General features: G+C 68.5%; 27 protein-coding genes. 8 read left to right on the top strand and 19 right to left on the bottom strand.

The window, feature by feature from the left end; translation table 11 throughout:
- Window positions 1–10: 10 nt before the first annotated feature.
- The 4 genes from holA to RSD66_RS00935 all read right to left on the bottom strand — a co-directional run bounded on the left by holA (window position 11) and on the right by RSD66_RS00935 (window position 4681).
- Window positions 11–1063, bottom strand: a complete 1053-nt coding sequence (gene holA, locus RSD66_RS00950) for a DNA polymerase III subunit delta (protein ID WP_415288667.1) — start codon at window positions 1061–1063, stop codon at window positions 11–13.
- A gap of 10 nt (window positions 1064–1073) precedes the next feature.
- Window positions 1074–1562 carry an LPS assembly lipoprotein LptE gene (lptE, locus tag RSD66_RS00945; RefSeq protein ID WP_415288666.1) on the bottom strand — a complete coding sequence of 163 codons (489 nt, stop codon included), beginning with the start codon at window positions 1560–1562 and terminating at the stop codon, window positions 1074–1076.
- Window positions 1559–4138, bottom strand: coding sequence for a leucine--tRNA ligase (gene leuS, locus RSD66_RS00940; RefSeq protein WP_415288665.1), 2580 nt, complete (start codon window positions 4136–4138; stop codon window positions 1559–1561). Before leuS ends, lptE begins: the two co-directional genes overlap by 4 nt.
- A gap of 87 nt (window positions 4139–4225) precedes the next feature.
- Window positions 4226–4681, bottom strand: a complete 456-nt coding sequence (locus RSD66_RS00935) for a DUF3576 domain-containing protein (RefSeq protein ID WP_024354367.1) — start codon at window positions 4679–4681, stop codon at window positions 4226–4228.
- 353 nt (window positions 4682–5034) lie between these two features.
- On the opposite strand from RSD66_RS00935, the gene RSD66_RS00930 reads away from it, so the two are divergent.
- Window positions 5035–5439 (top strand): NtrZ family periplasmic regulatory protein, encoded by a 405-nt coding sequence (locus RSD66_RS00930; protein WP_415288664.1) that lies wholly within the window; start codon window positions 5035–5037, stop codon window positions 5437–5439.
- Window positions 5440–5441: 2 nt separating this feature from the next.
- On the opposite strand, the gene RSD66_RS00925 is transcribed toward RSD66_RS00930, so the two are convergent.
- Window positions 5442–6089, bottom strand: a complete 648-nt coding sequence (locus RSD66_RS00925) for a thiamine phosphate synthase (RefSeq protein WP_415288663.1) — start codon at window positions 6087–6089, stop codon at window positions 5442–5444.
- Here RSD66_RS00925 and RSD66_RS00920 point away from each other — a divergent pair.
- The 4 genes from RSD66_RS00920 (at window position 6088) to RSD66_RS00905 (ending at window position 8714) form a co-directional block, all read left to right on the top strand.
- Window positions 6088–6798: a YggS family pyridoxal phosphate-dependent enzyme gene (locus RSD66_RS00920; RefSeq protein ID WP_415288662.1), complete on the top strand. Its 711-nt coding sequence runs from the start codon at window positions 6088–6090 to the stop codon at window positions 6796–6798. The two genes, RSD66_RS00925 and RSD66_RS00920, sit on opposite strands and share 2 nt — an antisense overlap.
- Before the next feature lie 62 nt (window positions 6799–6860).
- Complete coding sequence (locus RSD66_RS00915) at window positions 6861–7547, top strand: response regulator transcription factor (protein WP_003168277.1); 687 nt, start codon at window positions 6861–6863, stop codon at window positions 7545–7547.
- Window positions 7548–7554: 7 nt separating this feature from the next.
- The gene (gcvA, locus tag RSD66_RS00910; protein WP_415288661.1) at window positions 7555–8496 is read left to right on the top strand and encodes a transcriptional regulator GcvA; all 942 of its coding nucleotides are present in this window, start codon (window positions 7555–7557) and stop codon (window positions 8494–8496) included.
- Between the two features lie 95 nt (window positions 8497–8591).
- On the top strand, window positions 8592–8714 hold the full coding sequence (locus RSD66_RS00905; RefSeq protein ID WP_003168275.1) for a hypothetical protein: 123 nt from the start codon (window positions 8592–8594) through the stop codon (window positions 8712–8714).
- Between the two features lie 7 nt (window positions 8715–8721).
- Here RSD66_RS00905 and RSD66_RS00900 read toward each other — a convergent pair whose 3' ends face one another.
- Entirely contained in the window at window positions 8722–9615 is an 894-nt protein-coding gene (locus RSD66_RS00900; RefSeq protein WP_415288660.1) for a hypothetical protein, read from the bottom strand.
- Window positions 9616–9701: 86 nt separating this feature from the next.
- Here RSD66_RS00900 and RSD66_RS00895 point away from each other — a divergent pair, with 86 nt between their 5' ends.
- Window positions 9702–11093, top strand: a complete 1392-nt coding sequence (locus RSD66_RS00895) for an SLC13 family permease (RefSeq protein ID WP_119413165.1) — start codon at window positions 9702–9704, stop codon at window positions 11091–11093.
- A 7-nt stretch (window positions 11094–11100) separates the two neighbouring features.
- Here the strand turns inward: RSD66_RS00895 and xth are convergent, their stop codons facing one another.
- The 3 genes from xth to RSD66_RS00880 all read right to left on the bottom strand — a co-directional run bounded on the left by xth (window position 11101) and on the right by RSD66_RS00880 (window position 15567).
- Window positions 11101–11898, bottom strand: coding sequence for an exodeoxyribonuclease III (gene xth, locus RSD66_RS00890; RefSeq protein ID WP_119413164.1), 798 nt, complete (start codon window positions 11896–11898; stop codon window positions 11101–11103).
- 252 nt (window positions 11899–12150) lie between these two features.
- On the bottom strand, window positions 12151–12792 hold the full coding sequence (locus tag RSD66_RS00885; RefSeq protein WP_415288659.1) for a LolA family protein: 642 nt from the start codon (window positions 12790–12792) through the stop codon (window positions 12151–12153).
- A gap of 297 nt (window positions 12793–13089) precedes the next feature.
- On the bottom strand, window positions 13090–15567 hold the full coding sequence (locus RSD66_RS00880) for a DNA translocase FtsK 4TM domain-containing protein (protein WP_415288658.1): 2478 nt from the start codon (window positions 15565–15567) through the stop codon (window positions 13090–13092).
- 174 nt (window positions 15568–15741) lie between these two features.
- Between RSD66_RS00880 and RSD66_RS00875 the strand changes: the two genes are divergently transcribed.
- Window positions 15742–16995, top strand: coding sequence for a UbiH/UbiF/VisC/COQ6 family ubiquinone biosynthesis hydroxylase (locus tag RSD66_RS00875; protein WP_415288657.1), 1254 nt, complete (start codon window positions 15742–15744; stop codon window positions 16993–16995).
- A 77-nt stretch (window positions 16996–17072) separates the two neighbouring features.
- Here RSD66_RS00875 and RSD66_RS00870 read toward each other — a convergent pair whose 3' ends face one another.
- From RSD66_RS00870 to RSD66_RS00840, 7 genes are all read right to left on the bottom strand, one after another.
- A complete protein-coding gene (locus tag RSD66_RS00870; RefSeq protein WP_003166576.1) occupies window positions 17073–17267 on the bottom strand; it encodes a Trm112 family protein in 195 nt (64 codons plus the stop codon).
- A 100-nt stretch (window positions 17268–17367) separates the two neighbouring features.
- Entirely contained in the window at window positions 17368–18027 is a 660-nt protein-coding gene (locus RSD66_RS00865; RefSeq protein ID WP_024354378.1) for an LON peptidase substrate-binding domain-containing protein, read from the bottom strand.
- A gap of 10 nt (window positions 18028–18037) precedes the next feature.
- Window positions 18038–18937: a thioredoxin gene (gene trxA / locus RSD66_RS00860; RefSeq protein ID WP_415288656.1), complete on the bottom strand. Its 900-nt coding sequence runs from the start codon at window positions 18935–18937 to the stop codon at window positions 18038–18040.
- 234 nt (window positions 18938–19171) lie between these two features.
- Complete coding sequence (locus RSD66_RS00855) at window positions 19172–20938, bottom strand: tetratricopeptide repeat protein (protein ID WP_415288655.1); 1767 nt, start codon at window positions 20936–20938, stop codon at window positions 19172–19174.
- 129 nt (window positions 20939–21067) lie between these two features.
- Window positions 21068–21838, bottom strand: coding sequence for a type I methionyl aminopeptidase (gene map, locus RSD66_RS00850; RefSeq protein WP_415288654.1), 771 nt, complete (start codon window positions 21836–21838; stop codon window positions 21068–21070).
- Complete coding sequence (locus tag RSD66_RS00845; RefSeq protein ID WP_415288653.1) at window positions 21835–22053, bottom strand: ParD-like family protein; 219 nt, start codon at window positions 22051–22053, stop codon at window positions 21835–21837. The genes map and RSD66_RS00845 overlap by 4 nt, the downstream gene beginning before the upstream one ends.
- A gap of 52 nt (window positions 22054–22105) precedes the next feature.
- Window positions 22106–22573 carry a prolyl-tRNA synthetase associated domain-containing protein gene (locus tag RSD66_RS00840; protein WP_415289613.1) on the bottom strand — a complete coding sequence of 156 codons (468 nt, stop codon included), beginning with the start codon at window positions 22571–22573 and terminating at the stop codon, window positions 22106–22108.
- A gap of 179 nt (window positions 22574–22752) precedes the next feature.
- On the opposite strand from RSD66_RS00840, the gene RSD66_RS00835 reads away from it, so the two are divergent.
- Window positions 22753–23493, top strand: a complete 741-nt coding sequence (locus RSD66_RS00835) for a DUF6065 family protein (RefSeq protein ID WP_119413156.1) — start codon at window positions 22753–22755, stop codon at window positions 23491–23493.
- Window positions 23494–23648: 155 nt separating this feature from the next.
- On the opposite strand, the gene RSD66_RS00830 is transcribed toward RSD66_RS00835, so the two are convergent.
- From RSD66_RS00830 to RSD66_RS00820, 3 genes are all read right to left on the bottom strand, one after another.
- The gene (locus tag RSD66_RS00830; protein WP_119413155.1) at window positions 23649–24203 is read right to left on the bottom strand and encodes a CC0125/CC1285 family lipoprotein; all 555 of its coding nucleotides are present in this window, start codon (window positions 24201–24203) and stop codon (window positions 23649–23651) included.
- Between the two features lie 77 nt (window positions 24204–24280).
- On the bottom strand, window positions 24281–24913 hold the full coding sequence (locus RSD66_RS00825; protein ID WP_024354386.1) for a LysE family translocator: 633 nt from the start codon (window positions 24911–24913) through the stop codon (window positions 24281–24283).
- A 52-nt stretch (window positions 24914–24965) separates the two neighbouring features.
- Window positions 24966–25523 (bottom strand): hypothetical protein, encoded by a 558-nt coding sequence (locus RSD66_RS00820; RefSeq protein WP_024354387.1) that lies wholly within the window; start codon window positions 25521–25523, stop codon window positions 24966–24968.
- Window positions 25524–25615 lie beyond the last annotated feature (92 nt).

The following is a 25615-nucleotide window of genomic DNA, read 5'->3' as shown; positions in this document are numbered from 1 at the left end:
AGCGAGCGCGTTACAGCCCCATGCGTTTGGCGCGGGCGGCGATCTCCAGCAGCAGGCGTTCGGCGATCAGGGCCTCGGGCATGCCTGTGGTCTTGGTCATGACGTCGGCGGTGTTGACGCTGCCCTGCACCTCGTCGAGCAGTTCGAGCCGCCAGCCGCGCGCCTGGCGCAGCATTTCCGCCTCCTGTTTCCAGAAGACGCCTGCGGCCTTGGCGGCTTCCTTGGCGCCGGCGCCGTTGGCCTGCAGAATATTGATCCGGCGCAGCTTTCCGAGATGAAGCGAGGTCATGCGCACAGCCATGACGGCGCTTTCGCCCTCGGCCAGGGCGCGGCGTAGTCCCGCCTGGGCGGGGGCGGGACGGCCGCCGAAGGCCTGTAAGGCGGCGTCGGACAGGGAGGCGTCGGGTTCGACCCCGAGGTGGGCGTCCAGCTCCTCCACGTCGATGGTTCGGCCCGAGCCGGGGCCGATGTAGAGGATCAGCCGTTCGATCTCCTGGCGCATCAGGCCGCGCTCGCGAGGCAGGCGGGCGACGAAGCGGTCCAGGGCGTCCGAGGTCAGGCCCACCTTATCGGCGCCGAGGGCCTCGCGCGTCATGCGGGCGACGTCGCCGACCTCATCCTCATAACAGGCGATGGCCACCGCGCCCTGGGCCTTTTCGGCGGCCTTGCGCAGGGCGGATTCGCGACCCAGCGCCCCGGCCTCGATCACCAGCATGGCGTCGGGGTTGTAGGCGCCCTCGGCGTGGGCGCTCAGGGCGGCGGCCACGGCCTTGTCGACGCCGCCCTTGGCGTCGCCCATGCGCACCCGCACCAGACGCCGCCCGCCGATCATGCTCAGCGCCGTCAGGGCCTCTTCCAGCCGGACAGGATCGCTGTCGATGTCGGCTTCGGTCAGCAGGGTGACGTTGAAGGGGTCGTTCAGATCCGGCGTGATCGTCCTGCACAGCGTCAGGGCGCGTTCGGTCACGCCCGAGCGGTCCTTGCCGTGGATGACGGCGGCGCGGACGCCGGCGTCCGGGGCCTTGAGGAAGCGGTCGACGTCGGGCCGCCGGGACAGGATCATGCGGCGGCCTTCAACGCCCCGCCAGGACGCGCATCATGTCCAGGCGGATCAGGCGCGCCAGATCGGCGGCGGCGCGGTCCTCGCCGTCCTGCTGGGCGGCGATGGCGGCGTAAGGCTGGTCGGCGGCGGCGTAGGTGATGGTGGTGGTCTGCACGCCCTTGAGGGTTTCGCCGCCCGCCACGGGGGTCAGGGACCAGGCGGCCCTGACCGTCAGTTCATAGCGGCTGGCCGTGTCGTCGATGCGGCGGCCCAGCGGGCGGCGTTTGTGCTCGACCTCGGTCGCCAGACGGTACAGCGGCGCCTGGGCGCCGTCGCGCCCGAAGGCGTCCTCCAGTTGTTCGCGCAGACGATAGCCCAGCCGGTCGTCGGGCGTCGTTACGGCGATGCGCGACAGGGCGCTGCTGACCCCTGCATCGCCATACAGGGGCGTGAAGCCGCAGCCGGATAGCAGAGCCGCGCCAACCAGCGCCAGCAGGAGACGACGCCCGCCGGGCATCATCCGGCCACCAGATTGACGATACGATCGGGCACGACGACCACCTTGCGGATGCTGAGGTTGTTGGCGGCAAGGTAGGCCTGAACCGTCGGATTGGCGAGAGCGGCGGCCTCGACCGTCGCATTATCCGAACCGCGCGGCAGGACGACCTCGCCGCGACGCTTGCCGCCGATCTGGACGGGCAGGGTGACTTGATCGTCCGCGGCCAGGGCCGGGTCATAGACGGGCCAGGGCGCGTCCAGAACCATTCCGGCCTCGCCCAGTTGGGTCCAGCATTCCTCGGCTAGGTGCGGGGTGAAGGGGGCCATCAGCCGCGCCAGGGCGGACAGGGCGGTCTTCTTCGCCTCGGCGCCCGCCTTGTCGTGTTGTCGGACGATCGCCAGGAAGGCGTAGAGCTTGGCCACGGCCGAGTTGAAGCGGAAGTGTTCGACGCCTTCGCTGACGGCCTTGATGGCCTTGTGCGTCTCGCGGATCAGGGCGGCGTCCACATCGGCGTTGGCGGGCGCGGCGGCGTCGAACGAGGCGTATTCGCCCCAGACGCGCTGGACGAAGCGGGCGGCGCCCTCGACGCCCCCCGTCGACCATTGGATATCACGCTCGGGCGGGCTGTCCGACAGGATGAACAGGCGGCCGGCGTCGACGCCATAGGCGGCGATGATGTCCTGCGGCGCGACCACGTTCTTCTTGGACTTGGACATCTTTTCGATGTCGCCGATGGAAACTGCGGCGCCGGTGGACAGGCGGGTGGCGACGCGTTTGCCGTCCACGGTTTCGATGCGCACGTCCGACGGCTCGACCCAGCGCGGCTTGCCGCTGTCTTCATGGCCGTCGAAATAGGTCTCGTGGACCACCATCCCTTGGGTGAAGAGGCCAGCGAACGGCTCCTTCACGTCCATCAGGCCGGCGTCCGACAGGGCGCGGGTGATGAAGCGGGCGTAGAGCAGGTGCAGGACGGCGTGCTCGACGCCGCCGATGTACTGATCGACGGGCAGCCATTTGGCGGCGGCGGCCTTGTTGATCGGCTCGGCCGCCTTGGGATCGGCGAAGCGGGCGAAATACCAGCTGGAATCGACGAAGGTGTCGAGCGTGTCCGTCTCGCGTCGGGCGCCGCCGCCGCACGACGGACAGTTGACGTGTTTCCACGTCGGGTGACGGTCCAGCGGGTTGCCCGGTACGTCGAAGGTGACGTCCTTGGGCAGTTCGACCGGCAACTGGTCGGCCGGAACCGGCACGACGCCGCAGGCCTCGCAGTGGATGATCGGGATGGGGCAGCCCCAGTAGCGCTGGCGGCTGACGCCCCAGTCGCGCAGGCGATAGATGGTCGCGCCCTGGCCCGTTCCGGCGGCCTCGATGCGGCGGATGGCCTCGGCCTTGGCGGTCTCGATGTCCAGACCGTTCAGGAAGTCGGAATGGAAGATGGAGCCGGGGCCGGTATAGGCCTCGTCGGCCACGGCGAAGTCGTCGCCCGCGCCTTCGGGGCGGACGACCGGGATCACCGGCAGATCGTATTTGCGGGCGAAGTCCAGATCGCGCTGGTCATGCGCCGGGCAGGCGAAGATGGCGCCTGTTCCGTAGTCGGACAGAATGAAGTTGGCGATCCAGACCGAAACCTCGGCGCCGGTGAAGGGGTGGATGACCTTCAGCCCCGTATCCCAGCCGATCTTCTCGGCCTGTTCGATGTCGGCCTGGCTGGCGCCGCCCTTGCGGCATTCGGCGACGAAGACGGCGACCTTGGGGTCGGCCTCGGCCAGTTGCTTCGAGATCGGATGATCGGGGGCCAGACCCATGAAGCTGGCGCCGAACAATGTGTCCGGGCGGGTGGTGTAGATCTCCAGTCCGTCATCGAAACCAGCCGGGGCGGCGCCCGCCCAGGCCCATTTCATCTGCAGGCCCTTGGACCGGCCGATCCAGTTTTCCTGCATCAGGCGGACCTTCTCGGGCCAGCGGCCTTCAAGCTCGGCCAGGCCGTCGATCAGATCGTCCGCATACTGAGTAATGCGCAGGAACCACTGGTTCAGCTTGCGTTTCTCGACCACGGCGCCCGAGCGCCAGCCGCGCCCGTCGATGACCTGCTCATTGGCCAGGACGGTGTTGTCGACCGGGTCCCAGTTGACCACGCCGTCCTTGCGATAGACCAGGCCCCGCTTGAACAGCTCCAGGAACCATTCCTGCTGCTTGCCATAGTATTCGGGGTCGCAGGTAGCGAACTCGCGGCTCCAGTCCAGCGACAGGCCCAGCAGCTTCAGCTGGTCGCGCATCGTCGCGATGTTGGACCAGGTCCAGTCGCCGGGGTGGACGCCGCGCTCCATCGCCGCGTTCTCGGCCGGCATGCCGAAGGCGTCCCAGCCCATCGGGTGCAGCACGTCATAGCCGCTGGCCCGCTTCCAGCGCGCCACCACATCGCCCATCACATAGTTGCGGGCGTGGCCCATGTGGATGTTGCCCGACGGATAGGGGAACATCTCCAGGACGTAGTATTTCGGGCGGCCGGTGTCGGCGTTGGACACCGAAAAGGCGTCGGCCTCGGCCCATCGGGCCTGTTGGCGGGGTTCGGCGGTCTTAGGCTCGTAACGGGCCACGGTGTATCCTGAGGCGGCGCCTCAGGCGCAAAGCTTGAGGCGGGCCTGAGGACGCATTTGAGACGAAAGGTGAGGCGCGGCCGGTCCTTAGCGACGGGCCGCGTTGGCGAGGTTGAGCTGGCGCGCCTTGGTCAGGATGGCGTTCTCCAGATCGGTTTCGGTCTGGGCCGCGACCGGAGCCGAGACCCAGGCGCCCGAGGCGTCCTTGACTTCCTTGGTCACGGCGACGTTGAGGGCGTCGGCGCGCAGGCGGCGATCCAGGATGAAGACGGTCGCCTTGAAACGCTCGTTCGGCGTCTGCGGATTGACGTACCAGTCATAGTTCACCACGCCGCCCCAGGGGTCGGCGCTGGCCAGAGGCATGAAGGACAGGGTGTCCAGGGTGGCGCGCCACAGATAGGCGTTCACGCCGATGCCCAGCTGGGCTTCCATGCTGGGCGCCTTGGCCTTGGAGCCGCCGCCGACGAAGGGCAGGCTGGAGCAGCCGCCGAGCAGCAGTCCCGAGGCGATCAGGGCGACCGCAGCGCCGCGAACAAGAGCCATTCCATAGTCTCCGTAAAGGGGTGGACGACGTACGCCGGGCGCTTCCGAGGGCCCCCCGAGGGGCGATCATCGAAAGAGACCGCGCGCGCACGCGCCGCAGCGACGCTCTATAACACGCTGAAAAGGGGCTATGACAAGGCGAACCGGCGTTCCTCGCCGCCAATATCGACGGCAAAAGGTCGGAACGGCGTGACGCAGGCGCCACAGGGGCCGCCGGAGTCGCCTCTAACCGTGATCGCTTGGCTTCCATGCGTTGACCGCGAGGCTCGAGTCCATATCTTATCCCCAGGTCGGATGGTTCCGGCTCGTCAATAACGGATCGGCGGCTCAAGTCGGTCTTTTGGGTAGGTGGAATGCGTTTCGTCGCCGTCATCGCTGGATGCGTGGGCGCCCTGGCCTTGGCCGGGATGACGAACGACGCCTCGGCTCAGACGCGCGCCCGCACCCCCTCCGTCAATCTCAGCGATATCGCCGCCCAGTCCTCGACCACGCCTGCAACCCCGACCCAGCGTCGCGGCCTGCGCTGGAACGAGAACGGCCGCTGGGGTCTGAACTTCAACCTGAACCAGCCGGTCGGCCGCGAAGCCGACTGGGGCGATGTCGAGGCCGGGGCCTATTACCGCCTCAGCCCGCGCCTGCGCGTCGGCGCCGCCGCCAACTTGGCCTCGCCTGAAGTCGACCCGGCCCGCGCGCCCGAAAGCGCCGCCGACCGCCGCGCCGCCCCGCGCGTCCGGCTCGAGACCATCTTCAAGTTCTGAGCCTAGCCGGCGAAGGCCGTCTGGATCGCCTCCACACCCGCAAGACCGCACGCGCTCGACACCGCCAGCAGCGACGCATTGACCGCCGTGATCCCGCCTAGAGCGTAGACCGGGCAGGGGGCCAGGGCCGCCAGAGCCGAAAATCCTTCTACCCCCAACGCTGGCTTGACCGCAGAAGCGCCGCCCGCCGGGAAGACCGGCGACAGCACAAGGGCGTGCAGATCCCGCGCCGTCCGCACTGCTTCCGGGGAATGGGCCGCCCCGGTCAGCAGCCAGTCCGGCCGTCGTCCTGACAAGGCATAGGCGGCCGACAGCGCCCGTTCGGGCAGGTGCACGCCGTCCGCCCCGATCCGCTCGGCCAATTCGGCGTCCAGCCCCACCAGCAGCCGAACCCCGGCCCTGTGCGTCGCCTCGCGCAGGCGCTGTCCGGTCTCCACTCGATCCGCGGCGCCGAAGTGACGGAAGACCACGCCTGCTCCGGCAGGCAGTCGGGCGGCCGTCTCCCACGGTCGGGGCGTACGCGCCGGGTCGGTGAAGAAAAGCAGGGGAGGCAGGGTGCGACCGCCATGCAGCGCCGTGAGCGCCAGGGCGCGGGCGGCGTCCCACAGACTTTGCGCTTCTTCGGACAGGGTGTCAGACAGGGGCATCATGACCGTCCCTAATCCCGCCGCCGCCGTTTCGTCCATCGCTGACCGCTTCGCCCAGGTGCGGGGCCGCATCGCCGAGGCGACAAAGGCGGCGGGCCGCGACCCGGCCTCAGTGGTGCTGACCGCCGTGTCCAAGACGCAAGGGGCACAGGCGCTGCAGGCGGCGCTGGACGCCGGCCAGCGCGTGTTCGGCGAGAACCGGGTGCAGGAGGCGCAAGGCCACTGGGCGGCCCGTCGCGCCGCCCTGTCGAATCTGGAACTGCGCTTGATTGGCCCTTTGCAGACCAATAAGGCGCTGGAAGCGGTCGAACTGTTCGACGTCATCGAGACGCTGGACCGTGAACGGCTCGCCGCCGCTCTGGCGGCCGCCATGACGCGGGCGGGACGGCGCCCCAGCGTGCTGGTTCAGGTCAACACCGGCGCCGAGCCGCAGAAGGCGGGGGTCCGGCCCGGCGACGCCGACGCCCTGATCGCCGCCGCCCGCGACCGATACGGCCTGAAGGTCGAGGGCCTGATGTGCATTCCGCCCGCCGATGAAGACCCGGCGCCGCATTTCGCCCTGCTGGCCGCCATCGCCGCGCGTAACGGCCTGGGCGTGCTGTCGATGGGCATGAGTGGGGATTATCAGACGGCGATTGCGGCGGGGGCGACCCATGTTCGGGTCGGTTCGGCCCTGTTCGGGGAACGAAATACGGCGCCTGCGACCTCTTAGGACGCAATATCCTGTCCGGCGCCCTTGGCGTTCGGCCCAAGCCTCGCCATTCTAAAGAGACCATGCGCACGCCCAAGACCATTCTGATCATCGACGACGACGACGACCTGCGCGAGGCCCTGGCCGAGCAGCTGGCGCTTCACGAGGAATTCCGCCCGGCTCAGGCTGCGACGGCGACCGATGGAGTGCGTCAGGCCAAGGAGGCGCGCGCCGACCTCATCCTGCTGGACGTCGACCTTCCAGATATGGACGGCCGCGAGGCCTGTCGCCTGATCCGCAAGGCCGGGATTTCGACCCCGGTCATCATGCTGACGGCGCAGTCGTCGGACTCCGACGCCATTCTGGGCCTCGACTCCGGGGCCAATGACTATGTCACCAAGCCGTTCCGGTTCGCCGTCCTGCTGGCGCGCATCCGCGCCCACCTGCGCAGCCATGAACAGTCCGAGGACGCCGTCTTCCAGGTCGGCCCCTATGAGTTCCGCCCGGCCTCCAAGCTGATGGTCGACGACAAGGGCAAGAAGGTCCGGCTGACGGAAAAGGAAACCAACATCCTGAAGTATCTCTATCGCGCCGGGGCCAAGCCGGTGTCGCGCGAAGAGCTGCTGACCGAGGTGTGGGGCTACAACGCCGGGGTCACCACCCACACGCTGGAAACCCACATCTACCGCCTGCGTCAGAAGATCGAGGCCGAGCCGGGTCAGGCGCGGCTGCTGCTGACCGATGCCGGCGGCTACCGCCTCCAGCCTTGATCTGCCGATGAGCGAACGCCGCCCGACCCCGCCGCTGGTGGCTCTTCGGGCGTTCGACGCGGCGGCCCGCCACGGCAGCTTCCGCGAGGCGGCCGAGGAACTGGGCGTCACCCCCGGCGCCGTCAGTCGCCATGTGAAGGCGCTGGAGATGCGGCTGGGCCTGCGCCTATTCGACCGCTTCAACCGCTCGGTGCGGCTGACCGCCGATGGCGTCCGCCTGGCCCAGGGCGTCGCCGACGCCTTTGAGCGGCTGGAAAGCGCTCTGGACGCCGTGCGGCCCGGCCGCTCGCGTCAGTTGCGGATCAGCGCCCTGCCGTCCCTGGCCAGCAAATGGCTGTCCCCGCGTCTGCATCGGTTCAGCGAGGACAATCCCGACCTCGACCTGATCGTCTTCGCCGAGGACCGCATCGCCGACCTGTCGAACGGCGAGGCGGACGTGGCGCTGCGCTATGGCGAAGGCCCTTATCCGGGCCAGGTGGCGCGGCGGCTGGTCACTGAGCGGCTGATCCCGGTCTGCGCCCCGTCCTTCGCCGCTGCGCGGCGGTTGAACCAGCCTTCCGATCTGCTGGACGTGGTGCTGATCCACGAGACCTGGCATGACATGCCCTATGCGAACCGACTGGGCTGGAAGGCCTGGTTCGAAAGCGCCGGAGTCGAGGATCCGCGCGTGAACCATCTGCGCGGCCCTCACTTCAGCCACAGCCATCTGGCGCTGGAAGCCGCCTTGTCGGGGCGGGGCGTGGCCCTGACCTCGGCGCCCCTGGCGGCGGAGGAGCTTCGCGAGGGGCGGCTGATCCAGCCGGTCGACCACGCCCTGACCAATGATCTGGCCTATTGGGCCGTGGTCCTGCCCGAACGGGCGGACGAACCCAAGCTGCGCCGCTTCCTCAACTGGATCGTGGCGGAATCGCGGCCGGATCGGGACGCAGAAACGGATCAGGTGACTTAAGCTCACTTGATGCGGCCGAACCGTGGTTTGTCCTTCACGGTCGCGCTTCCTATCTTGAGGCTGTTCGGAACTCCCTCGCCGAAAGGAACTCAATCATGAAACTCGTGCATCCCCGCGCTTCGGGCTTCTCGTTCGAAGGCGTCGTCGTCTTCACCGGCAGCGTCACCCTGATCCTGCTGGGCGTCCTGGCCGGCGCCGCCCTGCTGGGCGCTGCCTGACATCAGCTCAACGCGGGCGCCATTCGCTGAGAAGGGCGCCCGTGGCTCCATCCTCGAAGGCCAGCCGGTCCAGCCGCAGGGCGGCGACGCAGACCGGACGGCTTTCGGCGTCCTTCTGGACGCAGTGGACGGCTTTTCCGTCCGCAAAGGCGGTCAACCGCCCCTCCAGACGCAGCGCATAGCCTCCCGGCGCCGGCGTCGGATCGACGCCCCTGTCTCCTCGAATGACATGGACATAGGCCTGGCCCTGACGGCGGCCCAGGCGCGAGCCGCCCGTCTCGAACACGGCCGCCAGTCCTGAGGTGCGCTCCGTCTGAACGGACGGCTGAGGCGCAGGCGAAACGACACCCTCGGCCTCGGATTTGCTTTCTACTTCAGCTTCTTGCGCTGGCTGGAGAGCCGTCTGCGCGGCCTCGCTTGGGCGACAGGTTTCCAGCCCGCTCCAGGGACGGGCGATCCAGAATCCTTCGACCGCCTCCCAGGGACTGGAAGTCGCGGCGTCGTCAGCGCCCGCCGTGATCACGAGGCCGGACGCGGCGAGATCTTCAGGCAGAACTCTCAGCATCAGGCTGCCGTCGTCGCCGCGCGCCAGCGTCGGCAGGCCCGGCTGCGCCTGCTCGGTTGATCCTGCGCCTTCGCAACCGAAAGGCAGACGCACCGATACGGTCCGTCCGCTCAGAGCCGCGTCGCGCGGGCGGCCGTCGGCCGTGGCGGTTCTCGCTTCGGTCAGGGCGGCCAGCAGGGCGGCGCGGTTCAGGGTGGAGTCCAGCACGACCGTCGGCGGGGCGGGCGCCGGAGCCTCGGGCGCGGCGGGCTCGGACGGCTTCTGGCACGACGCCAGAAGGGGCAGGACGGCCGCCAGGGCGATCGGCGCGGCGAGACGGGTCGTTGTGATCGACATGGAAGCAGCCTAACACGGGAATGACGGATTGGCGCCCCGGCCCGTGAACGGGTCCGGCGTCTGGCGGAACAGGGGCTCTTGCGCGGGTGACGCTGGACCAGATTATCGCTCTCGTCGTCCTGATCGTCGTGGTCGGGGTGATGATCCATGGACGTCTGCGGTCCGATGTGGTGGCGCTCAGCGGCGCGGCGGCCCTGCTGCTGTTCGGCGTGGTGCGCCCGGTGGAGGTTCAGGGCGCCTTCGCCAGCCCGGCCATCATGGCCCTGGCGGGGCTGTTCGTCATCGCCTACGCGATGGAGCTGTCGGGCCTGCTGGCCTGGTTGATCCGCAAGGCCAAGGGCATGACTCGGGTGTTCGGGCGACACGCCGTGTGGATCGTGATCGGCCTGTGCGGCGCGGTCGGCGGCTTTCTGAACAACACGCCGGTGGTGGTGCTGGCGGCGCCGGTGGTCCGCGACATGGCCCTGTCCCTGGGCCTGTCGCCCAAGCGGTTCCTGATGCCGCTCAGCTATGCGGTCATCATGGGCGGTCTGCTGACCCTGATAGGCACCTCGACCAATCTGCTGGTCAGCGACATGGCCCGCAATACGGGTCAGCCGGTCTTCTCTCTGTTTGAAATCACGGGCGTGGGTCTGTGCATCGCCACGGTCGGCGGCCTTTATCTGTATTTCATCGGCTCGCGGGTGCTGGAGAAGACCGCCGCGCGCGATGAAGCCGAAATGGCGGCGCGCCGGGAAGCCGAGGAGGCCGGTAAGGGCAAGCGCAGCCTGCTGTCGTCCTTCCGCCTGCCGTGGCTGATGGAACAGCGCGCCAGCCCTGGCGGGTCGGGCGATGCGGTGCTGGGCAATGTCGATCTGTATGAAAAAGGCGCCGAGCGGCCGCTGGAGCTGAAACGCGCCCTGGCGTCTCTGGCCGTTTTCGTCGCCGTGGTCGTCGCTTCGGCCTTCGGCCTGGCGCCCATTGCGGCCTCGGCCTTCGCCGGGGCGGTGGCTCTTATATTGATGCGGGTGATCACCGCCGAGGAAGCCTACGCCGGGCTGAGGCCTGAAATCCTGCTGCTGGTGGCGGGCATGGTGGTCATCGGCTCGTCGCTGGAGGTGACGGGGCTGGCGCAGGCCGGCGCCGACGCCCTGATCGACGTGATCCGCCCCTATGGGCCGTGGGCGGCGCTGTTCGTGTTTTACGGCGTGACGTTGTTCGCGACGGACATCCTGTCGAACGCCACGGTGGCGGTGCTGTTTTCGCCGATAGCCGTGGCCATAGCGGCGGCGCTGGGGGTGGATGCGCGACCGTTTCTGGTGGCGGTGATGATGGCGGCGTCGGCCGCCTTCGCCACGCCCTTCAGCTATCAGACGAACGTGCTCGTCTATCAGATGGGCAATTACAGCTACATGGACTTCGTGAAGGTCGGCCTGCCGCTGAACCTGATCACCTGGGCCACCGGCATGGCGGCGATCCCGATCTTCTTCCCGTTCTGAGGCGGGTTCAGACGTCCAGATCCATCACGACCGGGGCGTGGTCGCTGGGCCGCTCCCATTCGCGCACCGTGTCGAGGATGCGGGCGCTGCCCTTTACCACGGCGGGGGTCAGGCCGGGCGAGGTCCACAGGTGATCGAGGCGCAGGCCCCGGTTCGACTTGCGGAAATCCTTGGCGCGATAGCTCCACCAACTGGCCAGTTTGACCGGATCGGGAATCTGGTCGCGCACCACATCGGCGAAGCCTCCGGCGTCCTGAAGCCGGTAGAGGGTCTCGACCTCGCCGGGGGTGTGGCTGACCACCTTGGACATGAAGCGGTGGTTCCAGACGTCGTTCTCGCCGGGCGCGATGTTGAAGTCGCCAGCCAGGACCAGAGGCCGCTGGCGGTCGCGGGTCTTCATCTCGGCGGTCAGCCGTTCATAGAAGTCCATCTTGTGATCGAACTTGGGGTTCAGCGCCCGATCCGGCAGATCCCCGCCCGCTGGAATGTAGAAGTTCTGCACCTCCACGCCTTCGACCACGGCCGAGACGCAGCGGGCGTGACCCTCGCGGCAGACGTCCAGCCTAGGGCTGTCAAGGATGGGCAGACGGCTGGCGATGGCTACTCCGTGCCACCCCTTCTGGCCGCCGATCCGCAGGTAGGGCAGGCCCATGTCGATGAAGGCCTGACGCGGGAACTGATCCTCGGTGCATTTGATCTCCTGCAGGCACAGGACGTCCGGGGCGTTCTCGGCGACGAAACGGGCGACCTGATCGATGCGCAGGCGGACCGAGTTGATGTTCCAGGTGACGATGCGAAGGCTCATGCCACGGGCCTTAGCAGCTTGGCGGAGCAGGGTCTAAGCCGACGACGGGGCGGGGCCGTCGTCGGATTAAAAAGACGCCCGGAGCAAGGCTCCGGGCGCTTGAAGTTCGTCTCTCTCGCCGCCAGGCGGGGATGAATCCGTGGCGGGCGGGACGGCCGCCGCCGTCCTGTGCCCAAAGTGTCACGGGCAATAAAAAAGGTCAAACTGTCATCGTTGTAATTTATGTGTGCCGATCACGTCACGTTTGTGACGTCAGTTGCGGCGGTTGCGACGGGTCGGATCGCGCAGCTGGAACAGGCTGGCGGCTAGGCCGGGCGCAGGCTCCAGCGTGGTCAGCTGCACCCGCGTGCGCGAGCCTTGGGCATCGGTGATGGTCCACTCCTGAAGGCGGACAGGCGACCCGGCGAAGGCCAGGATCACAGAGCCCTCGTTCGGCCGTTTGGCGTCGCGGGCGGTAATGGCGAAGGCGCCCGAATCCATGCGTGTCACCCGGTCGATGGTCACGCCCTGATCCAGCCGGACCTCGCGCGCCAGGAAGGTCGACAGCGGCGTCTGGCCCAGCGGCGCCTGACGGAAGACATTCAGGCGCGGGTCCCAGCGGCTGACGTTGTTGCCGTCGGCCACGACCAGCAGGCCCTCTGGGTCGGTGTACTCGAACCGCATCTTGCCGGGGCGTTGCAGATAATAGCGGCCGGTGCGGCGCTGATTGTTCGGCCCGGTTTCGACGAAGGTTCCCTGCGCCGTCGTCATGCTGGTCAGATAGGTCTGGGCCTGACGCAGCACGGCCTGATCGTCGGCCGACAGCCCGGCCTGAGCCAGGACGGCGGCGGGGGCGGCGGCGAGCGCGACCAGGGCGGCGGAGCCGAGGCCGAAGGCGCGGCGGGAAATGCTCATGTCTTTTCTTCTCCCGTTCTGAACGGTTTTCGACCCAATGAGGATGAGGACTTCATCCGGCAGGCTGATGACGCCAGCCTGACCATATTCCGGCGCTGGGATGAAGCGGCGTTCATGGATTTAGTGTCCTAGCGCTCGCGACGCGGTCGCTCGCTGCTTGAGGACGTGAGGCGTTTAAGCGTCGAGTGGAGCGCGGAGTTCCCGGCTTGCGTGCGCGACTGGGCGCTGAAGCAGCGAGTGACCGCGTCGCGAGCGATAGCGCCCGGCAGCGCAGCTGCGCCCTCGGCGTAGCCGAGGCTACATAGGAGGCGGCCCGGCCAGCACCTCGCGCTTGCCGGCGTGGTTGGCCGGGCTGACGACGCCTTCCTGCTCCATGCGTTCGATCAGGGTGGCGGCGCGGTTGTAGCCGATCTGAAGGCGGCGCTGGACGTAAGAAGTTGAGGCCTTGCGGTCGCGCGTGACCACAGCCACGGCGCGGTCATACAGGTCGTCCCCGGTGCCGCCGCCTTCATCGCCCATGGCGCCGTCGCCGTCGCCGTCCGGTTCGTCGGTGATCAGGTCGAGGTATTCCGGCTCGGCCTGAGCCTTCAGGTGTTTGCAGACGTCCTCGACCTCCTGGTCGCCGACGAAGGGGCCGTGCAGGCGGGTGATGCGTCCGCCGCCCGCCATATAGAGCATATCGCCCTGACCCAGCAGCTGCTCGCCGCCCTGTTCGCCTAGGATGGTGCGGCTGTCGATCTTGGAGGTGACCTGGAAAGAAATCCGGGTCGGGAAGTTGGCCTTGATGGTGCCGGTGATGACGTCCACCGACGGGCGCTGCGTCGCCATGATCAGGTGGATGCCCGCAGCGCGCGCCATCTGGGCCAGACGCTGGACGGCGCCTTCCACATCCTTGCCCGCGACCAGCATCAGGTCGGCCATCTCGTCCATGACCACGACCAGATAGGGCATGGGCTCGGGGCGGATCTTCTCGGATTCATAGACCGGGCGGCCCTGTTCGTCGAAGCCGGTCTGGACGGTGCGCTCGAAATGCTCGCCCTTTTCCTGCGCCTCGCGGGCGCGGTCGTTGTAGCTGGCGACGTTGCGGACGCCGAGCTTGGACATGCGGCGATAGCGGTCCTCCATCTCGCGCACGGTCCACTTCAGGGCCACGACCGCCTTCTTGGGATCGGTCACGACCGGCGCCAGCAGGTGCGGGATGCCGTCATAGACCGACAGCTCCAGCATCTTGGGGTCGATCATGATGAAGCGGCACTCGGCGGGCGAGTGGCGATACAGGATCGACAGGATCATGGCGTTGACCCCGACCGACTTGCCCGAGCCGGTGGTGCCCGCGATCAGCAGGTGGGGCATTCGCGCCAGATCCGCCACATAGGGCTCGCCGCCGATGGTCTCGCCCAGCGCCAGCGGCAGCAGATGACTCTTCTTGTCGTATTCGCCCGACGCCAGCAGGTCGCGCAGGAAGACGGTCTCCCGCTTGGCGTTGGGCAGTTCGATGCCGATGGCGTTGCGGCCTTGAACCACGCTGATGCGGCAGGCGCGGGCGGACATGGAGCGGGCGATGTCGTCCGCCAGGGCCACGACGCGGCCGTGCTTCACGCCGGGCGCAGGCACCAGTTCATACAGGGTGACGACGGGGCCGGGGCGGATCTGGTCGATCTGGCCGCGCACGCCGAACTCCTGAAGCACGCCCTCCAGCATCTTGGCGTTGGCCTTCAGCGATTCCTCGTCGACGGCGCCGCCGCGCTGGCCGGGCTTGGCCAGAATGCCCAGCGGCGGCAGTTCGAAGCCGCCCTCATTGGCGAAGTCGAAGGCCTGCTGGTCCGCGTCGCTGCGGACGGGCTTGGGCGCCTTGACCGCCGCCACCTTGGGTTCGGCCGGTCGGTTCGCGCGGGCCGAGGGCGGGGCGATGGGGGCGGGCGCCGCGTCCTCCCACGGCGGAGTATAGGCGTCGGCTTCGTCGGTCTCATCATAGGCGGCTGCAACCGAAGGCGAAGCAGCCGGGGCGGGTGCAGACAGAGGACCGTCGGCTTCCATCTCGTCGGCGTCCGGCAGGCGATGGCGCGGCTTGCGGGCCGGGGCGGCGGCCTCGGCGGCAGCGCGCGGGGTCTTGCCCGGTTTGGCGGCCTTGGCAGGACGGGCGGCGCGGGCCTCGGCGCCCTTCTGGGCGGCCCAGCCTGCGGTGTCGGTGAAGTCGCGCAGGCGCAGGCCCACGGTATAGGCCAGGCTCCACAGCGCCAGCGCCAGGAACAGCAGGCCCAGAATAATGCGCGCGGCCGGTACCTTCAGCGCGCCCAGACCGTTGGCGGCCAGGCCGGTGACGGCGTCGCCCCACAGCCCGCCCATACCCGCCGCCAGCGGCCATTTCGCGGGCGCCGCCGGGGCCGACAGGGCGGCCGACAGCAGCAGCACGCCCGCGACGGCGCAGAAAATCTTGAACGGCGTCGGCTGCAGCCGGTGCTGCAGGGCGTCGCCGATCGCCACCGCCAGCCCGAAGGCGATCAGCAGCAGGACGGCGGGCCATGCGGCCAGTCCCAGCGACTGCATGATCAGATCGGCGAAGGTCGCGCCCGCGCCGCCCAGCCAGTTGGTCGGCGCCTGGGCGGATGCGGCGTTCCAGCTGGGGTCGGCCGGGTTCCACGAGATCAGGGCCACCAGCAGCAGGGCGGCCAGCATGGCCTGCAGCACTCCCCTGAACCGCACGGCGAAAGGCGCCGCCCAGACGATGCGGGCGGTGCTCCAGACACGTTGACCGAGCGCGAGGGCGGCGGACATGAAGGCGGACCCCCAGAAATGGGACTGACAGCGGGACTCCGATCCCTAATGCCTCGCATAAGGTTAAAGCGGCATTTACCAGCCCGGTCTTTGCGGGCGGGATGAGCCCTTATGTCCCATTCGGCGGGCGGGCTTGAGGTGGCGTGACGCGCGATAGGGGCCTAGAACGAGAGCATGAGCGGATCGGACGACTACGACATCATCATCGCCGGCGCCGGGCTGGTCGGGGCGACCTTTGCGCTGGCGGCGGCGCAGGGGGGGCTGCGCCCCGTCATGGTGGACCCTCAGCCCTTTGACGCCCAGATGGCGCCGACCTTCGACGGGCGGGCGACGGCCATCTCCTACGCGAACTTCCGCATGCTGAAGGCTCTGGGTCTGGGCGAGGCGCTGGAGCCGCACGCCTGCCGCATGGACCGCATTCTGGTGACGGACGGCCGCCGCCCCGGCGCCGCCAGTCGCAAGCCTTCGGCCGCCTATATCCGTTTCGATGCGGACGAGATCGGCGACCGCAATGGCGGAGAGCCGCTGGGCTATATGGTCGAGAACCGCCGCCTGCGCGCCGCCCTGGCCGAGTTGGTGAACGCTCAGGGGCTGGAGGTCCGCGCTCCCGCCGCCGTGGCCGATGTGGCCGTCGGGCCCGGTCGGGCGACGGTGACGCTGAAGGACGGTTCGACCCTGTCGGCGCCGCTGGTGATAGGGGCCGAGGGCCGCAACTCGACCGTGCGCCGCGCGGCGGGCATCGACGTCTTCGGCTGGACCTATCAGCAGAGCGGCGTAGTCTGCACCGTCCGCATGGAGAAGCCGCACGGCAACGTCGCCCATGAGTATTTCCTCCCGGACGGCCCCTTCGCCATCCTGCCGCTGACGGAGAACCGGGCCAATCTGGTCTGGACCGAGAGCACTCGCCGGGGGGAGGCGCTGCGCTCGGCCTCGGACGAGGCCTTCCACGCCCATTTGACGCGCCGGTTCGGCGACTTTCTGGGCGGGCTGACGATCGAGGGGCCGCGCTTCGTCTATCCCCTGTCCCTGCAGCTGGCCGAGCGCCTGACGGCGCCGCGCATGGCCATCATCGGCGACGCCGCCCACGGGGTGCACCCGGTGGCGGGGCAGGGGCTGAATATGGGGCTGAAGGACGTCGCCGCCCTGTCCGAGGTACTGGCCGAGGCCGCCCGCATCGGCGAGGACATCGGCTCGGAACTGGTGCTGGAGCGTTACGCCCGCTGGCGCCGGTTCGACACGGCGGCGCTGGCGGCGGGCTTCGACGGCTTCGTGCGCCTGTTCTCCAACGACGTGGCCCCGGTGCGGCTGGCCCGCGATCTGGGCATGGCGGCGGTCAACCGCATCGCCCCCCTGCGCCGCGCCTTCATGCACGAGGCGGGCGGAGCGACGGGGGATCTGCCTCGGCTTCTCCGAGGAGAAGCGCTTTAAAGAGGCCCGATCGCTCGCCGCGCGGCGGCTCGCTGCTTGAGGGCCGCTGACGTTCTTTTGCCCGCGCGTAGAGCGTGTCAGTCCAGCGGGCGGGCGTCTTCGGCCAGCATGATCGGCACGCCGTCGCGGATGGGGAAGGCCAGTTTGGCGCCCGCCGAGACCAGCTCGTTGCGCTCGCGGTCATAGGTCAGGCGGCCGCGCGTGACCGGGCAGACCAGCACCTCCAGCAGGCGGGGATCGACCGAGACGGGGGTGTTGAAGGCGTCGCTCATGATTTAGGTGCCCTATCGCTCGCGCCACGGGCGCTTGCTGCTTGAGGGCGCCGTGCGCCCGTGTCTGGGTTGCGCTTTTATCTTTGGATGCGGTTGGACGCTACTGCATCGCCGGTCCGGGTTCGTCGTCGTCGGGGGCGATGGCTTCGATGCGGAGAAGGGCGGTCAGGGCGGCTTCGCGGTCGATCAGGGTCAGGGCCTCCAGCAGGGCCTGTTTCTCGGGCGCTTCGAAGGGCAGGCCCATCGCCAGGCTGTTGACCAGCGCCTCCTGCGGCGCGGCGCGGGCGGTGTCCCAGTCGATGTCCAGACCGCGCCCGGACAGATAGGGCGCCAGGGCCGACAGGAAGGGCTCGCGGTCGAAGGCCTCGTCGGGATCGGGCGCGCGCAGGTCGGCTTCATAAGGCAGGAAGTCGGCGCGCACCTGCCGATAAGGGGTGCGTACCTGCATCTCGGTCGCCACGACGAAACGGCACACCCCGGTCAGGGTGATCAGATAGCGCCCGTCCGAGGTCTCGGCGAAGCTGGTGATCCGCCCGGCGCAGCCGACGCGGGTCAGGGGCGGATTGACCCCGGCGGGGCCGACCGGCTGGATCAGGCCGATCATCCGGTCGCCCGCCATCGCATCATCCACCATGTTCAGATAGCGCGGCTCGAACACGTTCAGCGGCAGCTGGCCTCGCGCCAGAAGGATGGACCCCGGCAAGGGAAAGACCGGGATCACCTGCGGAAGTTCGCTGGCCTTGACGTAGCCCTGAGCCATGATCGCGCCGTTACGAGAACAGGATGGAGGATAGGCGCCGTCGTCCGTCGCGGGCGACTTCGCTGTTGGGGCCGGCGGCCTCGAACACGGTCAGCAACTGCTTGCGGGCGGCCTGTTCGTTCCAGTCGCGGTCGGCCTGGACGATGGTCAGCAGGTGATCCATCGCCCCCTTCAGGTCGCCCGACGAGGCCAGGGCCTGGGCCAGGTCGAAGCGGGCCTCATGGTCGTTCTTGTCGGCGGCCAGCCGAGCTTCGAGCTCGGCGCTCGCGCCGGACGGAGCGGCCGAGGCGAGCGACAGCTGGGCGCGCACGGCCTGAACCGTCGGCTCGGTCGAGTCGGCCGGGGCCATGGCGATGGTCTGGGCCGCCTGTTCGGCGTCGCCCTCGGCCAGATAGACGCGGGCCATGCCGGCGATGGCCTTCTGATTGTCCGGCTCCATCGTCAGCACGTGGGCGAAGGCCTGGGCGGCGCCGCCCAGATCATTGAGGGTCAGCGACTCCTCGCCCAGCGACAGCAGTTGCTCGACGTCGGTGTTGACGCCTTCGCCGCCGGTCAGCTTGTCGATGAAGGCCTTGATCTGGCTGTCGGGCACGGCGCCCTGAAAGCCGTCGACCGGCTGGCCGTTGACGAAGGCGTAGACGGTGGGGATCGACTGCACGCGCAGCTGGCCCGCATAGGCCGGGTTGGCGTCGACGTCGATCTTGACCATCTTCACCGCCCCCTTGGCGGCGCGCACGGCCTTCTCCAGCGCGGGGCCCAGCGTGCGGCACGGGCCGCACCACGTGGCCCAGAAATCGACGATGACCGGCTGATGTTTGGAGGCCTCGACCACGTCCTGCATGAAGGAGGCGTCCGTGCCGTCCTTGATCAGGTCGGGCGGGGTGGTCAGGGACGGGTCGGCGAAGGTCATGGTCGGGTCCGCATAGGGGTCGAAGGGAGATAACGGATCAGATGGCGTCGGGATGCGTGCGCATCAAGCCGCAAGCGCGCCTTGCCGCATGGGAAGGCGCCGGAAGCGGAAAAAGAGAGTCCAATTCGTCTGAATCGTCTGAAATCTTTCTGTGAGAGAGACAGTCTAGCACAGGGGCGCAGGGGGGATGGCTGATCACGCATCCTTCTCCCACAAGGGGAGAAGGAAGAGGATCTATAGCCGATCCATTCGCAGCCAGCGGGCGTCGCCCAGCCAGGCGGTCTTCAGCGCCTGATCGGCGGCGGCGGCTTCGGCGGCGCGGCCCTGGGCGGCTTCGGCGCGGGCCAGGCCGTAGAGGGCCCAGCCGTTGTTCGGGGTCTGGGCCAGGGCGAGGCGGAAGGCCTCGGCGGCCTGATCCGGACGACCGGCCTGATACAGGGCGGCGCCCAGCGACTGAAGCACCGGATAATACCAGTAGGCCGGTTCTGTATAGGGCAGGGCGGCTTCCAGATCGGCGGCGCGGCGATAGTGGCCGGCCGCCTCGGCCGGACGGCCGCGCGCCATCGCCATGCGGCCTCGCGCCACGGCCTCGGCCAGGGTCAGCAGTTCGGGCGCCGGGACGCCCTGTTCCACCATGTCGGCGAAGGCGTCGGAGGATCGCAGGGCGGCCAACTGCGACAGTTCGCGGTCGAAGCCACGCTGGTCCCTTAGCCGGGCATAGGCGACGGCGCGGGCATAGTGGCGCATGGCGACGGCGTAGGGCAGGCGGGCGTCGGCTTCAGGCGCGGCCAGGATGGCGCGCGGTTCGGCGAACTGGGCCAGGGCCTGATAGGGGGCGGCGTCGATCAACTGCACCCAGGCGATGCGGGCCGAAGTGTCAGGGTCCAGCACGGTGCGCAGGCGCCGCGCCTCGCTCAGGGCCGTGTCCATGTCGCCGGCCATCTGGGCCGAGGCGACGATGAAGTGGATGTTGTGCGGATAATAGCCGTAGCGGACCAGGCTCTCGTCGCCCGTATCGCGGATGAAGGCCTCGTCCGCCCGCGCCGCCGCGACGTTCAGGCGGATGGAGTCGGCGTAACGGCCGCGCCGGACGTAGATGTGGCCCGGCATATGCACCAGGTGACCGGCGCTGGCGGGGCGGGAAACGGCCATGCGGTCGGCCGCCGCCTCGGCGCGCGCGGGATCGGCCGCCTCCATCAGGTGGATGTAGAGGTGGGCCGCCTGCGGGTGATCGGGGGCGCGCGCCAGCACCGTCTCGATCAGGCGGATCGCCTCGCCGATGCGGCCGACGGGGGTGCGCTGGTCCGCCGCCCAATAATTCCACGGCGTGGTGTCCATCGCCGCCTCGGCGGCCAGGACGGCGATGTCGTCATCGGCGGCGAAGCGGGCGGCGACCGCCAGCATGGCGTCCGCGTATGCGGCGTCGAGCGAGGCGCGATCGGCCGCCGGATCGTTCGAATAGCGCAGCGCCAGCGCCTCGATCAGCGCCTGTTCGCGCGGCGAGGCCCGGTCGCGCAGGACCAGGGCGCGGTTCAAGGCCCTGAGCGCCGCCGCTCGGTCGCGCTCATCCATCGGGGCGTTGATATTGGGACCTAGCGCCATGGCCTCGCCCCACCAGCAGACCGCGCAGTCGGGATCGCGGCCTTGCGCCTCGCGGAAGGAGCGCACGGCCCCGGCGTGATTGAAGCCGTAGGCCAGGGTCAGCCCCTGGCTGAAATAGCGTTGCGCCTCGGCGTCGTCGGTGGTCGCCCTGAACGGCGAGGCGGTCAGGTCGGGATAAAGGGGGATGGGCTGCATCTGGCTGGCGGGCGCCGCTACGGCCGAGGCGACCAGCAGGCTGCGGGTCAGACCGCCGCCGCCCCGGCCTGCCCCGCAGACGCCGCCGAAAAGGCCTTTGGGGCGTAGCATCATTGCGGCGTCCGACGATGGAAGGGCGGTCATCGGCCCGGCCAACACCAGACCGGCGCCGCCCACGGCGAAGGCTTTCCAGAACAGTCTCATGCACCGTCCCCTTCCAGGGCCTGACGCGATGGAACCGCCTTGCATGCGGCGTGTGATCGAACGTTGATCTTACGCTTCGCCGCTCCCGAGAAATAGTGCGGAAACAGAGCTTTCCGTGTCGAGCGCTGGCTAGGCGTTCAGACGTCGCTCGTCGGGGCGAAGAGTCAGGACGCGGACGCCGTCGCGGGTGACGGCGACGGTGTGCTCGAACTGGGCCGACAGCTTGCCGTCGGCTGTGACCACGGTCCAGCCGTCATCCTCGGTGCGGATGGTGCGGCGCCCCTGGTTCAGCATGGGCTCTATGGTGAAGACCATGCCTTCGCGCAGGGTCAGGCCGGCGCCGGGGCGGCCGAAGTGCAGCACCTGAGGCGCCTCGTGCATCTCGCGGCCGATGCCGTGGCCGCAGAAGTCGCGCACGATGGAATAGCCGCGCCGCGTCGCGTGGCGCTCGATGGCGTGGCCGACGTCGCCCAGGGTGGCGCCGGGACGCACGGCGCGGATGCCCTTCCACATGGCCTGATAGGTCGTCTCGACCAGACGTCGGGCGGGACCGGCGACCTGACCGATCAGATAGGTCTTGCTGGAGTCGGCGATGAAGCCGTTCTTTTCCAGGGTGATGTCCAGATTGACGATGTCGCCGTCCTTCAGCACGTCGTCGCGCGACGGCACGCCGTGGCAGACGACCTGATTGGGCGAGACATTCAGCACGAAGCCATAGCCGTACTGACCCTTGCTGGCGGGACGGGCGGCCAGGTCGTGGGTGATGAAGGCCTCGACCCGGTCATTGATCTCCAGCGTGTTCATGCCCGCCAGCGGCAGGCCGTCCAGCCAGGTGAAGACCGAGGCCAGCAGGCGCCCGGACTCGGCCATCAGTTCGATCTCGGCCGGGGTCTTGGTCATGCGGCGGCCTGATCCGTCGTCTGGTCGGGGGCGGCGACGCCCGCCGCCTTCAGCTCGCGCGCGGCCAGTTCCTGAAAGGACAGGCCGGGGTTCAGTTCGCCCAACATGCCGATCCTGATCCAGAAGGCGGCCTGGGCGTTGATCGAGCGGCACGAGATGCGGCTGGCGCGGCGCAGCTGTTCGTGCAGTTCGTCCTCGATGTTGACGATGCCCATGGGGGCTTCTCCATATACGATATGTATATGGTTCATATAGAAGACGCTGGTTTCAGTCCAGTGTGTCGAAGTCCACGACAATCGGCTGCCGCTCCAGCAGCGCCAGCACCTTGCGGAAGTCGTTCTGGCTCAGGGCGGTGGTGGCGGTGTTGGCCAGGGGGTGGAAGTTGACCACGTCGGCCTCCCACAGGCGCTGGTCCAGCACGAAGGTCACGCGGCGGTCCAGGTCGTTGATCAGACCCAGCGCCGTGACCGACCCGGGGCGCACGCCCAGCGTCTCCCACAACAGGGTCTCATTGCCGAAAGACAGGCGGTCCGAGCCCATCGCGCGGTGCGCCCGCTTCAGGTCGATGACCGTGTCCTGAGCGGCCGAGATCAGCCACAGGCGGCCCTTTTTGTCCTTGAGGAACAGGTTCTTGGTGTGGACGCCGGGCAGGGCGGCCTTCAGCTCCAGTCCTTCCTCGACGCGGAAGACGGCGGGGTGGTCGTGGGTGGTCTGCGCGATCCCGTGCTCGGCCATCCAGGCCAGCAGGCGGGCGCGATCGTAGGTGGGTTCGGGGGCGGGCGAAGTCGGGGTTTGCGCGGCGAGGTCGGTGTTGGCGGTCATCTCGGTCTTGTCGGGCGGGCGGCGAGGGCGATAGGGGAGTGGGGCGACCCTCAGGGTCGTCACTTCATTCGTCAAGCTTGGGGAGCCGCGTCTTGGAACTGGAATGCTATCCGATGAATGCGCGTCCGTGCGACCTGGTGCCGGGCCGCCAGTCGCGCAACTGGATGGACGCCTTCGCCAGTCGACACCCCTATCGCTGTCTGCCGCTGACGATGGCCAACACCACGGGTTGGGAGATCCTGTGCCCGTTCGGCTTCACCGCCGAGTGGAACGGCGGGCCGTCGCAGAACGACATCACCATCACGCCCGACCGGCATCAGCCGGAGATGGACCACTTCGTCAGCTCGCACTTTTCGCGCGGGGTGCTGACGATGCACCCGCAGTATCTGTTCCGCACGCCGCCGGGCTGGGGCCTGATCGCGCAAGGGTCCCCCAACCACGTCAAGGACGGCATCCAGCCGCTGAGCGGCCTGATCGAGACGGACTGGCTGCCGTTTCCCTTCACCATGAACTGGATCTTCACGCGGCCGGGACGGGTGAAGTTCGAGAAGGGCGAGCCCTTCTGCTTCATCCTGCCGGTCGAACACCGCAAGGTGGAGCAGTTCGAGCCGGTGATCCGCTCGCTGGAGTCCAACCCTGGCATGAAGGGGCAGTTCGACGCCTGGAACCGGTCGCGGACGGATTTCAACACTCGTCTGGCTTCGGGCGATCCCGACGCGGCCAAGGAGGCGTGGCAGCGCTTCTACTTCAAGGGCGAGGTACCGGAGGCCCTGGGTACAGCGCCCGCCACCCACTCGAACAAGCGCCGTTTGAAAAACCCCCGCGTCGGCTGACGCCAGCGCCTGGCGCAGAAACGCCCGCCTCCGTCGCCGGAAGCGGGCGTTGTCGTTTCAGGGCCTCTCGCCGCTCAAGCAGCGAGCCGCTGCTAGCTGTCTTTCATGTCGCTCAAGCAGCGAGCGACCGCGTCGCGAGCGTTAGCGGCGCCCCCTTAAGACCCAGGCCGCATCACGCGCGGGCCGAGGTTGTTGATGACCTCGCGGGCGTCGAAGGCGTTCATGTCGCCGGCGGGCTTGGGACCACGCCCCATGACGATTTCGGCCGTGGCCTCATAGCGGTCGACCTGGCGGATGTCGCGGTCCCGGCCCCAGTAGGGGTCCCAGGTGCTCCAGTAGCCGCGCTGGTAGAAGCGCCAGGACGGACCCCAGTAGGGGCCGTAGCGGTCGTAGTAGAAGGGGTCCGGCGTCGTGTAGAAGCGCGTGTCGCGGTCGGTAGCGCGGGTGACGGTGGCGAACCAGTCATAGCCGTTTTCAACCGTTAGTTCGGCCGAGCGCAGCAGTAGGGACATCTCGACCTGATCACGCGAGGTGACGGAATTGCCCGAGAAGCTGACGGCGTAGCGGTTGGCCTCCAGGCGCTGCTCGGCGTAGCCGCCGCGCTGGCCGTTCACGCCGGCGGGCTGATAAGGGGTGGCCGTGGCGCATGCGCTGAGGGCGAGCGCGCCCGCCAGGGCGATCAGCACCGGGGTCTTGCGAAGCTTGATCATGGAAAACTCTCCTTGAGCGTTCAGTGAACGCTCTTCGGTCTGAACGACGGGTGAACGGCCAAGTTCCAAATCGCGCTTCACAGACGTGAGACGATCAGGACGGCGGCCAGCAGCAGAAGACATCCGACGACTATGCCGAAGCCTTTGCGGAAACGCGGCGCGGTCATCTGTCGCGCCAGCGCCGCCCCGCCCAGGCCGTAGCCGCACATCGACAGGCCGTCCATGCCGATGGTGGTGACGGCGAACAGGGCCAACTGGGGCGCCAGCGGGCGGTTGATGTCCAGGAAGGGCGGCAGCACAGCGGTGAAGAAGAGGATGGCCTTGGGATTGGCGATCTGAACCATGAAGCCGTCGATCAGGGCGCTACGCCCGCGCTTGACCTCGATGTGCGAAGGCTCGGCGGCGGTGGCGAAGGCGCCGCGCAGGGCCTTTACGCCCAGCCAGGCGACATAGAGGGCGCCCAGGACGGCGATGACGCGGAAGACCTGGGGGAAGGCCATCACCAAGGCGCCCAGGCCCAGGGCGGCGGCGCCGAACCAGACCAGGGTGGCCGAGTTCATGCCCACGACAGCGGTCAGGGCGGCGGCCTTGCCCTTCTCCATGCCCGTGGCGACGGCGAAGATGTTGGCGGGGCCGGGCGTCACCGCCATCACGGCCATGACGCCGACAAAAGCCAGATACAGATGCGGATCGACAGGAAGCGCGGCCATGAGGCCCTTTCGAGCGTGCCGGGCGCTGCGTCAAGCCGTCGCGGTCATCGGATCAGGTTTCAGAGGGAATCGGCGGGACGGGCGGCGAGGGCGGGACAGCCAGGGCGGCTTCGACCTCGTCCATCGCATCCAGGGCCTGGTCCATGCCGTACTGGGCGATCAGACCATAGGTGACCATGTGGTCGGGGTCGGCCTGAGCCCAGGCGCCGTTGGTCGACACGCTCTCGACCATCGGCGCGATCCCGGCGGTCGCCTCGCGTACGATGGCTTCGATGTCGATTTCGGCCAGGGCGGCCTGGGCGATCTGTCCGGCCTGGCGCGTCGTCTCGGCGGTGAAGTCGGCCACGTGCGGCTGATAGTCCGACCAGAGGGCGGCGATGCGCAGGCCCTTCTGGGTTTCGCTCAGGCTGTCGTCGGCCTGGATGCGTTCCGCCCTTGCGCCGAACTCCTCCATCTTCTGTTCGAAGACGGCGGCGGCGGATTCAAGGCGCAGTTCGGCGGAGGTCTTCTGCGTCTCGGCCACGGCGGTCGAGACCGGCAGCAGGGCCAGGGCGGCGGCCAAGGACAGGGGGGCCAGAGACAGGGGAACAAGAGAGAGGGCGCGGACCATGACGAGGCTCCTTCAGCGGATGTCGGCAGGGTCCGCCGAAGGGCGCGCACTCTCAAGTGAAATCGCGGTAAGGCGCCGGGAAGGGCGCCCTC

This window comes from Brevundimonas sp. S1H14 (assembly GCF_047716865.1).
Taxonomy (GTDB): Bacteria; Pseudomonadota; Alphaproteobacteria; order Caulobacterales; family Caulobacteraceae; genus Brevundimonas; species Brevundimonas naejangsanensis.
The sequence above is the reverse complement of the archived record's forward strand: the minus strand, read 5'-3'. Positions and strand labels throughout refer to the sequence as shown.

Bases quoted from the DNA above. Each gene is read 5' to 3' on its own strand.
- RSD66_RS00825 (WP_024354386.1), bottom strand. From the start codon at position 24,913: ATGGCCGCGCTTCCTGTCGATCCGCATCTGTATCTGGCTTTTGTCGGC.
- RSD66_RS00915 (WP_003168277.1), top strand. From the start codon at position 6,861: ATGCGCACGCCCAAGACCATTCTGATCATCGACGACGACGACGACCTG.
- RSD66_RS00885 (WP_415288659.1), bottom strand. From the start codon at position 12,792: ATGAGCATTTCCCGCCGCGCCTTCGGCCTCGGCTCCGCCGCCCTGGTC.
- trxA (WP_415288656.1), bottom strand. From the start codon at position 18,937: ATGACCTTCGCCGACCCGTCCCTGACCACCCCGCCCGACCTGATCAAG.
- RSD66_RS00840 (WP_415289613.1), bottom strand. From the start codon at position 22,573: ATGGCCGAGCACGGGATCGCGCAGACCACCCACGACCACCCCGCCGTC.
- map (WP_415288654.1), bottom strand. From the start codon at position 21,838: ATGACCAAGACCCCGGCCGAGATCGAACTGATGGCCGAGTCCGGGCGC.
- RSD66_RS00865 (WP_024354378.1), bottom strand. From the start codon at position 18,027: ATGGCTCAGGGCTACGTCAAGGCCAGCGAACTTCCGCAGGTGATCCCG.
- RSD66_RS00880 (WP_415288658.1), bottom strand. From the start codon at position 15,567: ATGTCCGCCGCCCTCGCGCTCGGTCAACGTGTCTGGAGCACCGCCCGC.
- RSD66_RS00855 (WP_415288655.1), bottom strand. From the start codon at position 20,938: ATGAGACTGTTCTGGAAAGCCTTCGCCGTGGGCGGCGCCGGTCTGGTG.
- RSD66_RS00830 (WP_119413155.1), bottom strand. From the start codon at position 24,203: ATGATCAAGCTTCGCAAGACCCCGGTGCTGATCGCCCTGGCGGGCGCG.
- RSD66_RS00920 (WP_415288662.1), top strand. From the start codon at position 6,088: ATGACCGTCCCTAATCCCGCCGCCGCCGTTTCGTCCATCGCTGACCGC.
- RSD66_RS00930 (WP_415288664.1), top strand. From the start codon at position 5,035: ATGCGTTTCGTCGCCGTCATCGCTGGATGCGTGGGCGCCCTGGCCTTG.
- RSD66_RS00845 (WP_415288653.1), bottom strand. From the start codon at position 22,053: ATGGGCATCGTCAACATCGAGGACGAACTGCACGAACAGCTGCGCCGC.
- RSD66_RS00935 (WP_024354367.1), bottom strand. From the start codon at position 4,681: ATGGCTCTTGTTCGCGGCGCTGCGGTCGCCCTGATCGCCTCGGGACTG.
- xth (WP_119413164.1), bottom strand. From the start codon at position 11,898: ATGAGCCTTCGCATCGTCACCTGGAACATCAACTCGGTCCGCCTGCGC.
- lptE (WP_415288666.1), bottom strand. From the start codon at position 1,562: ATGATGCCCGGCGGGCGTCGTCTCCTGCTGGCGCTGGTTGGCGCGGCT.
- holA (WP_415288667.1), bottom strand. From the start codon at position 1,063: ATGATCCTGTCCCGGCGGCCCGACGTCGACCGCTTCCTCAAGGCCCCG.
- RSD66_RS00820 (WP_024354387.1), bottom strand. From the start codon at position 25,523: ATGGTCCGCGCCCTCTCTCTTGTTCCCCTGTCTCTGGCCCCCCTGTCC.
- RSD66_RS00900 (WP_415288660.1), bottom strand. From the start codon at position 9,615: ATGTCGATCACAACGACCCGTCTCGCCGCGCCGATCGCCCTGGCGGCC.
- RSD66_RS00870 (WP_003166576.1), bottom strand. From the start codon at position 17,267: ATGAGCGACGCCTTCAACACCCCCGTCTCGGTCGATCCCCGCCTGCTG.
- gcvA (WP_415288661.1), top strand. From the start codon at position 7,555: ATGAGCGAACGCCGCCCGACCCCGCCGCTGGTGGCTCTTCGGGCGTTC.
- RSD66_RS00905 (WP_003168275.1), top strand. From the start codon at position 8,592: ATGAAACTCGTGCATCCCCGCGCTTCGGGCTTCTCGTTCGAAGGCGTC.
- RSD66_RS00875 (WP_415288657.1), top strand. From the start codon at position 15,742: ATGAGCGGATCGGACGACTACGACATCATCATCGCCGGCGCCGGGCTG.
- RSD66_RS00925 (WP_415288663.1), bottom strand. From the start codon at position 6,089: ATGATGCCCCTGTCTGACACCCTGTCCGAAGAAGCGCAAAGTCTGTGG.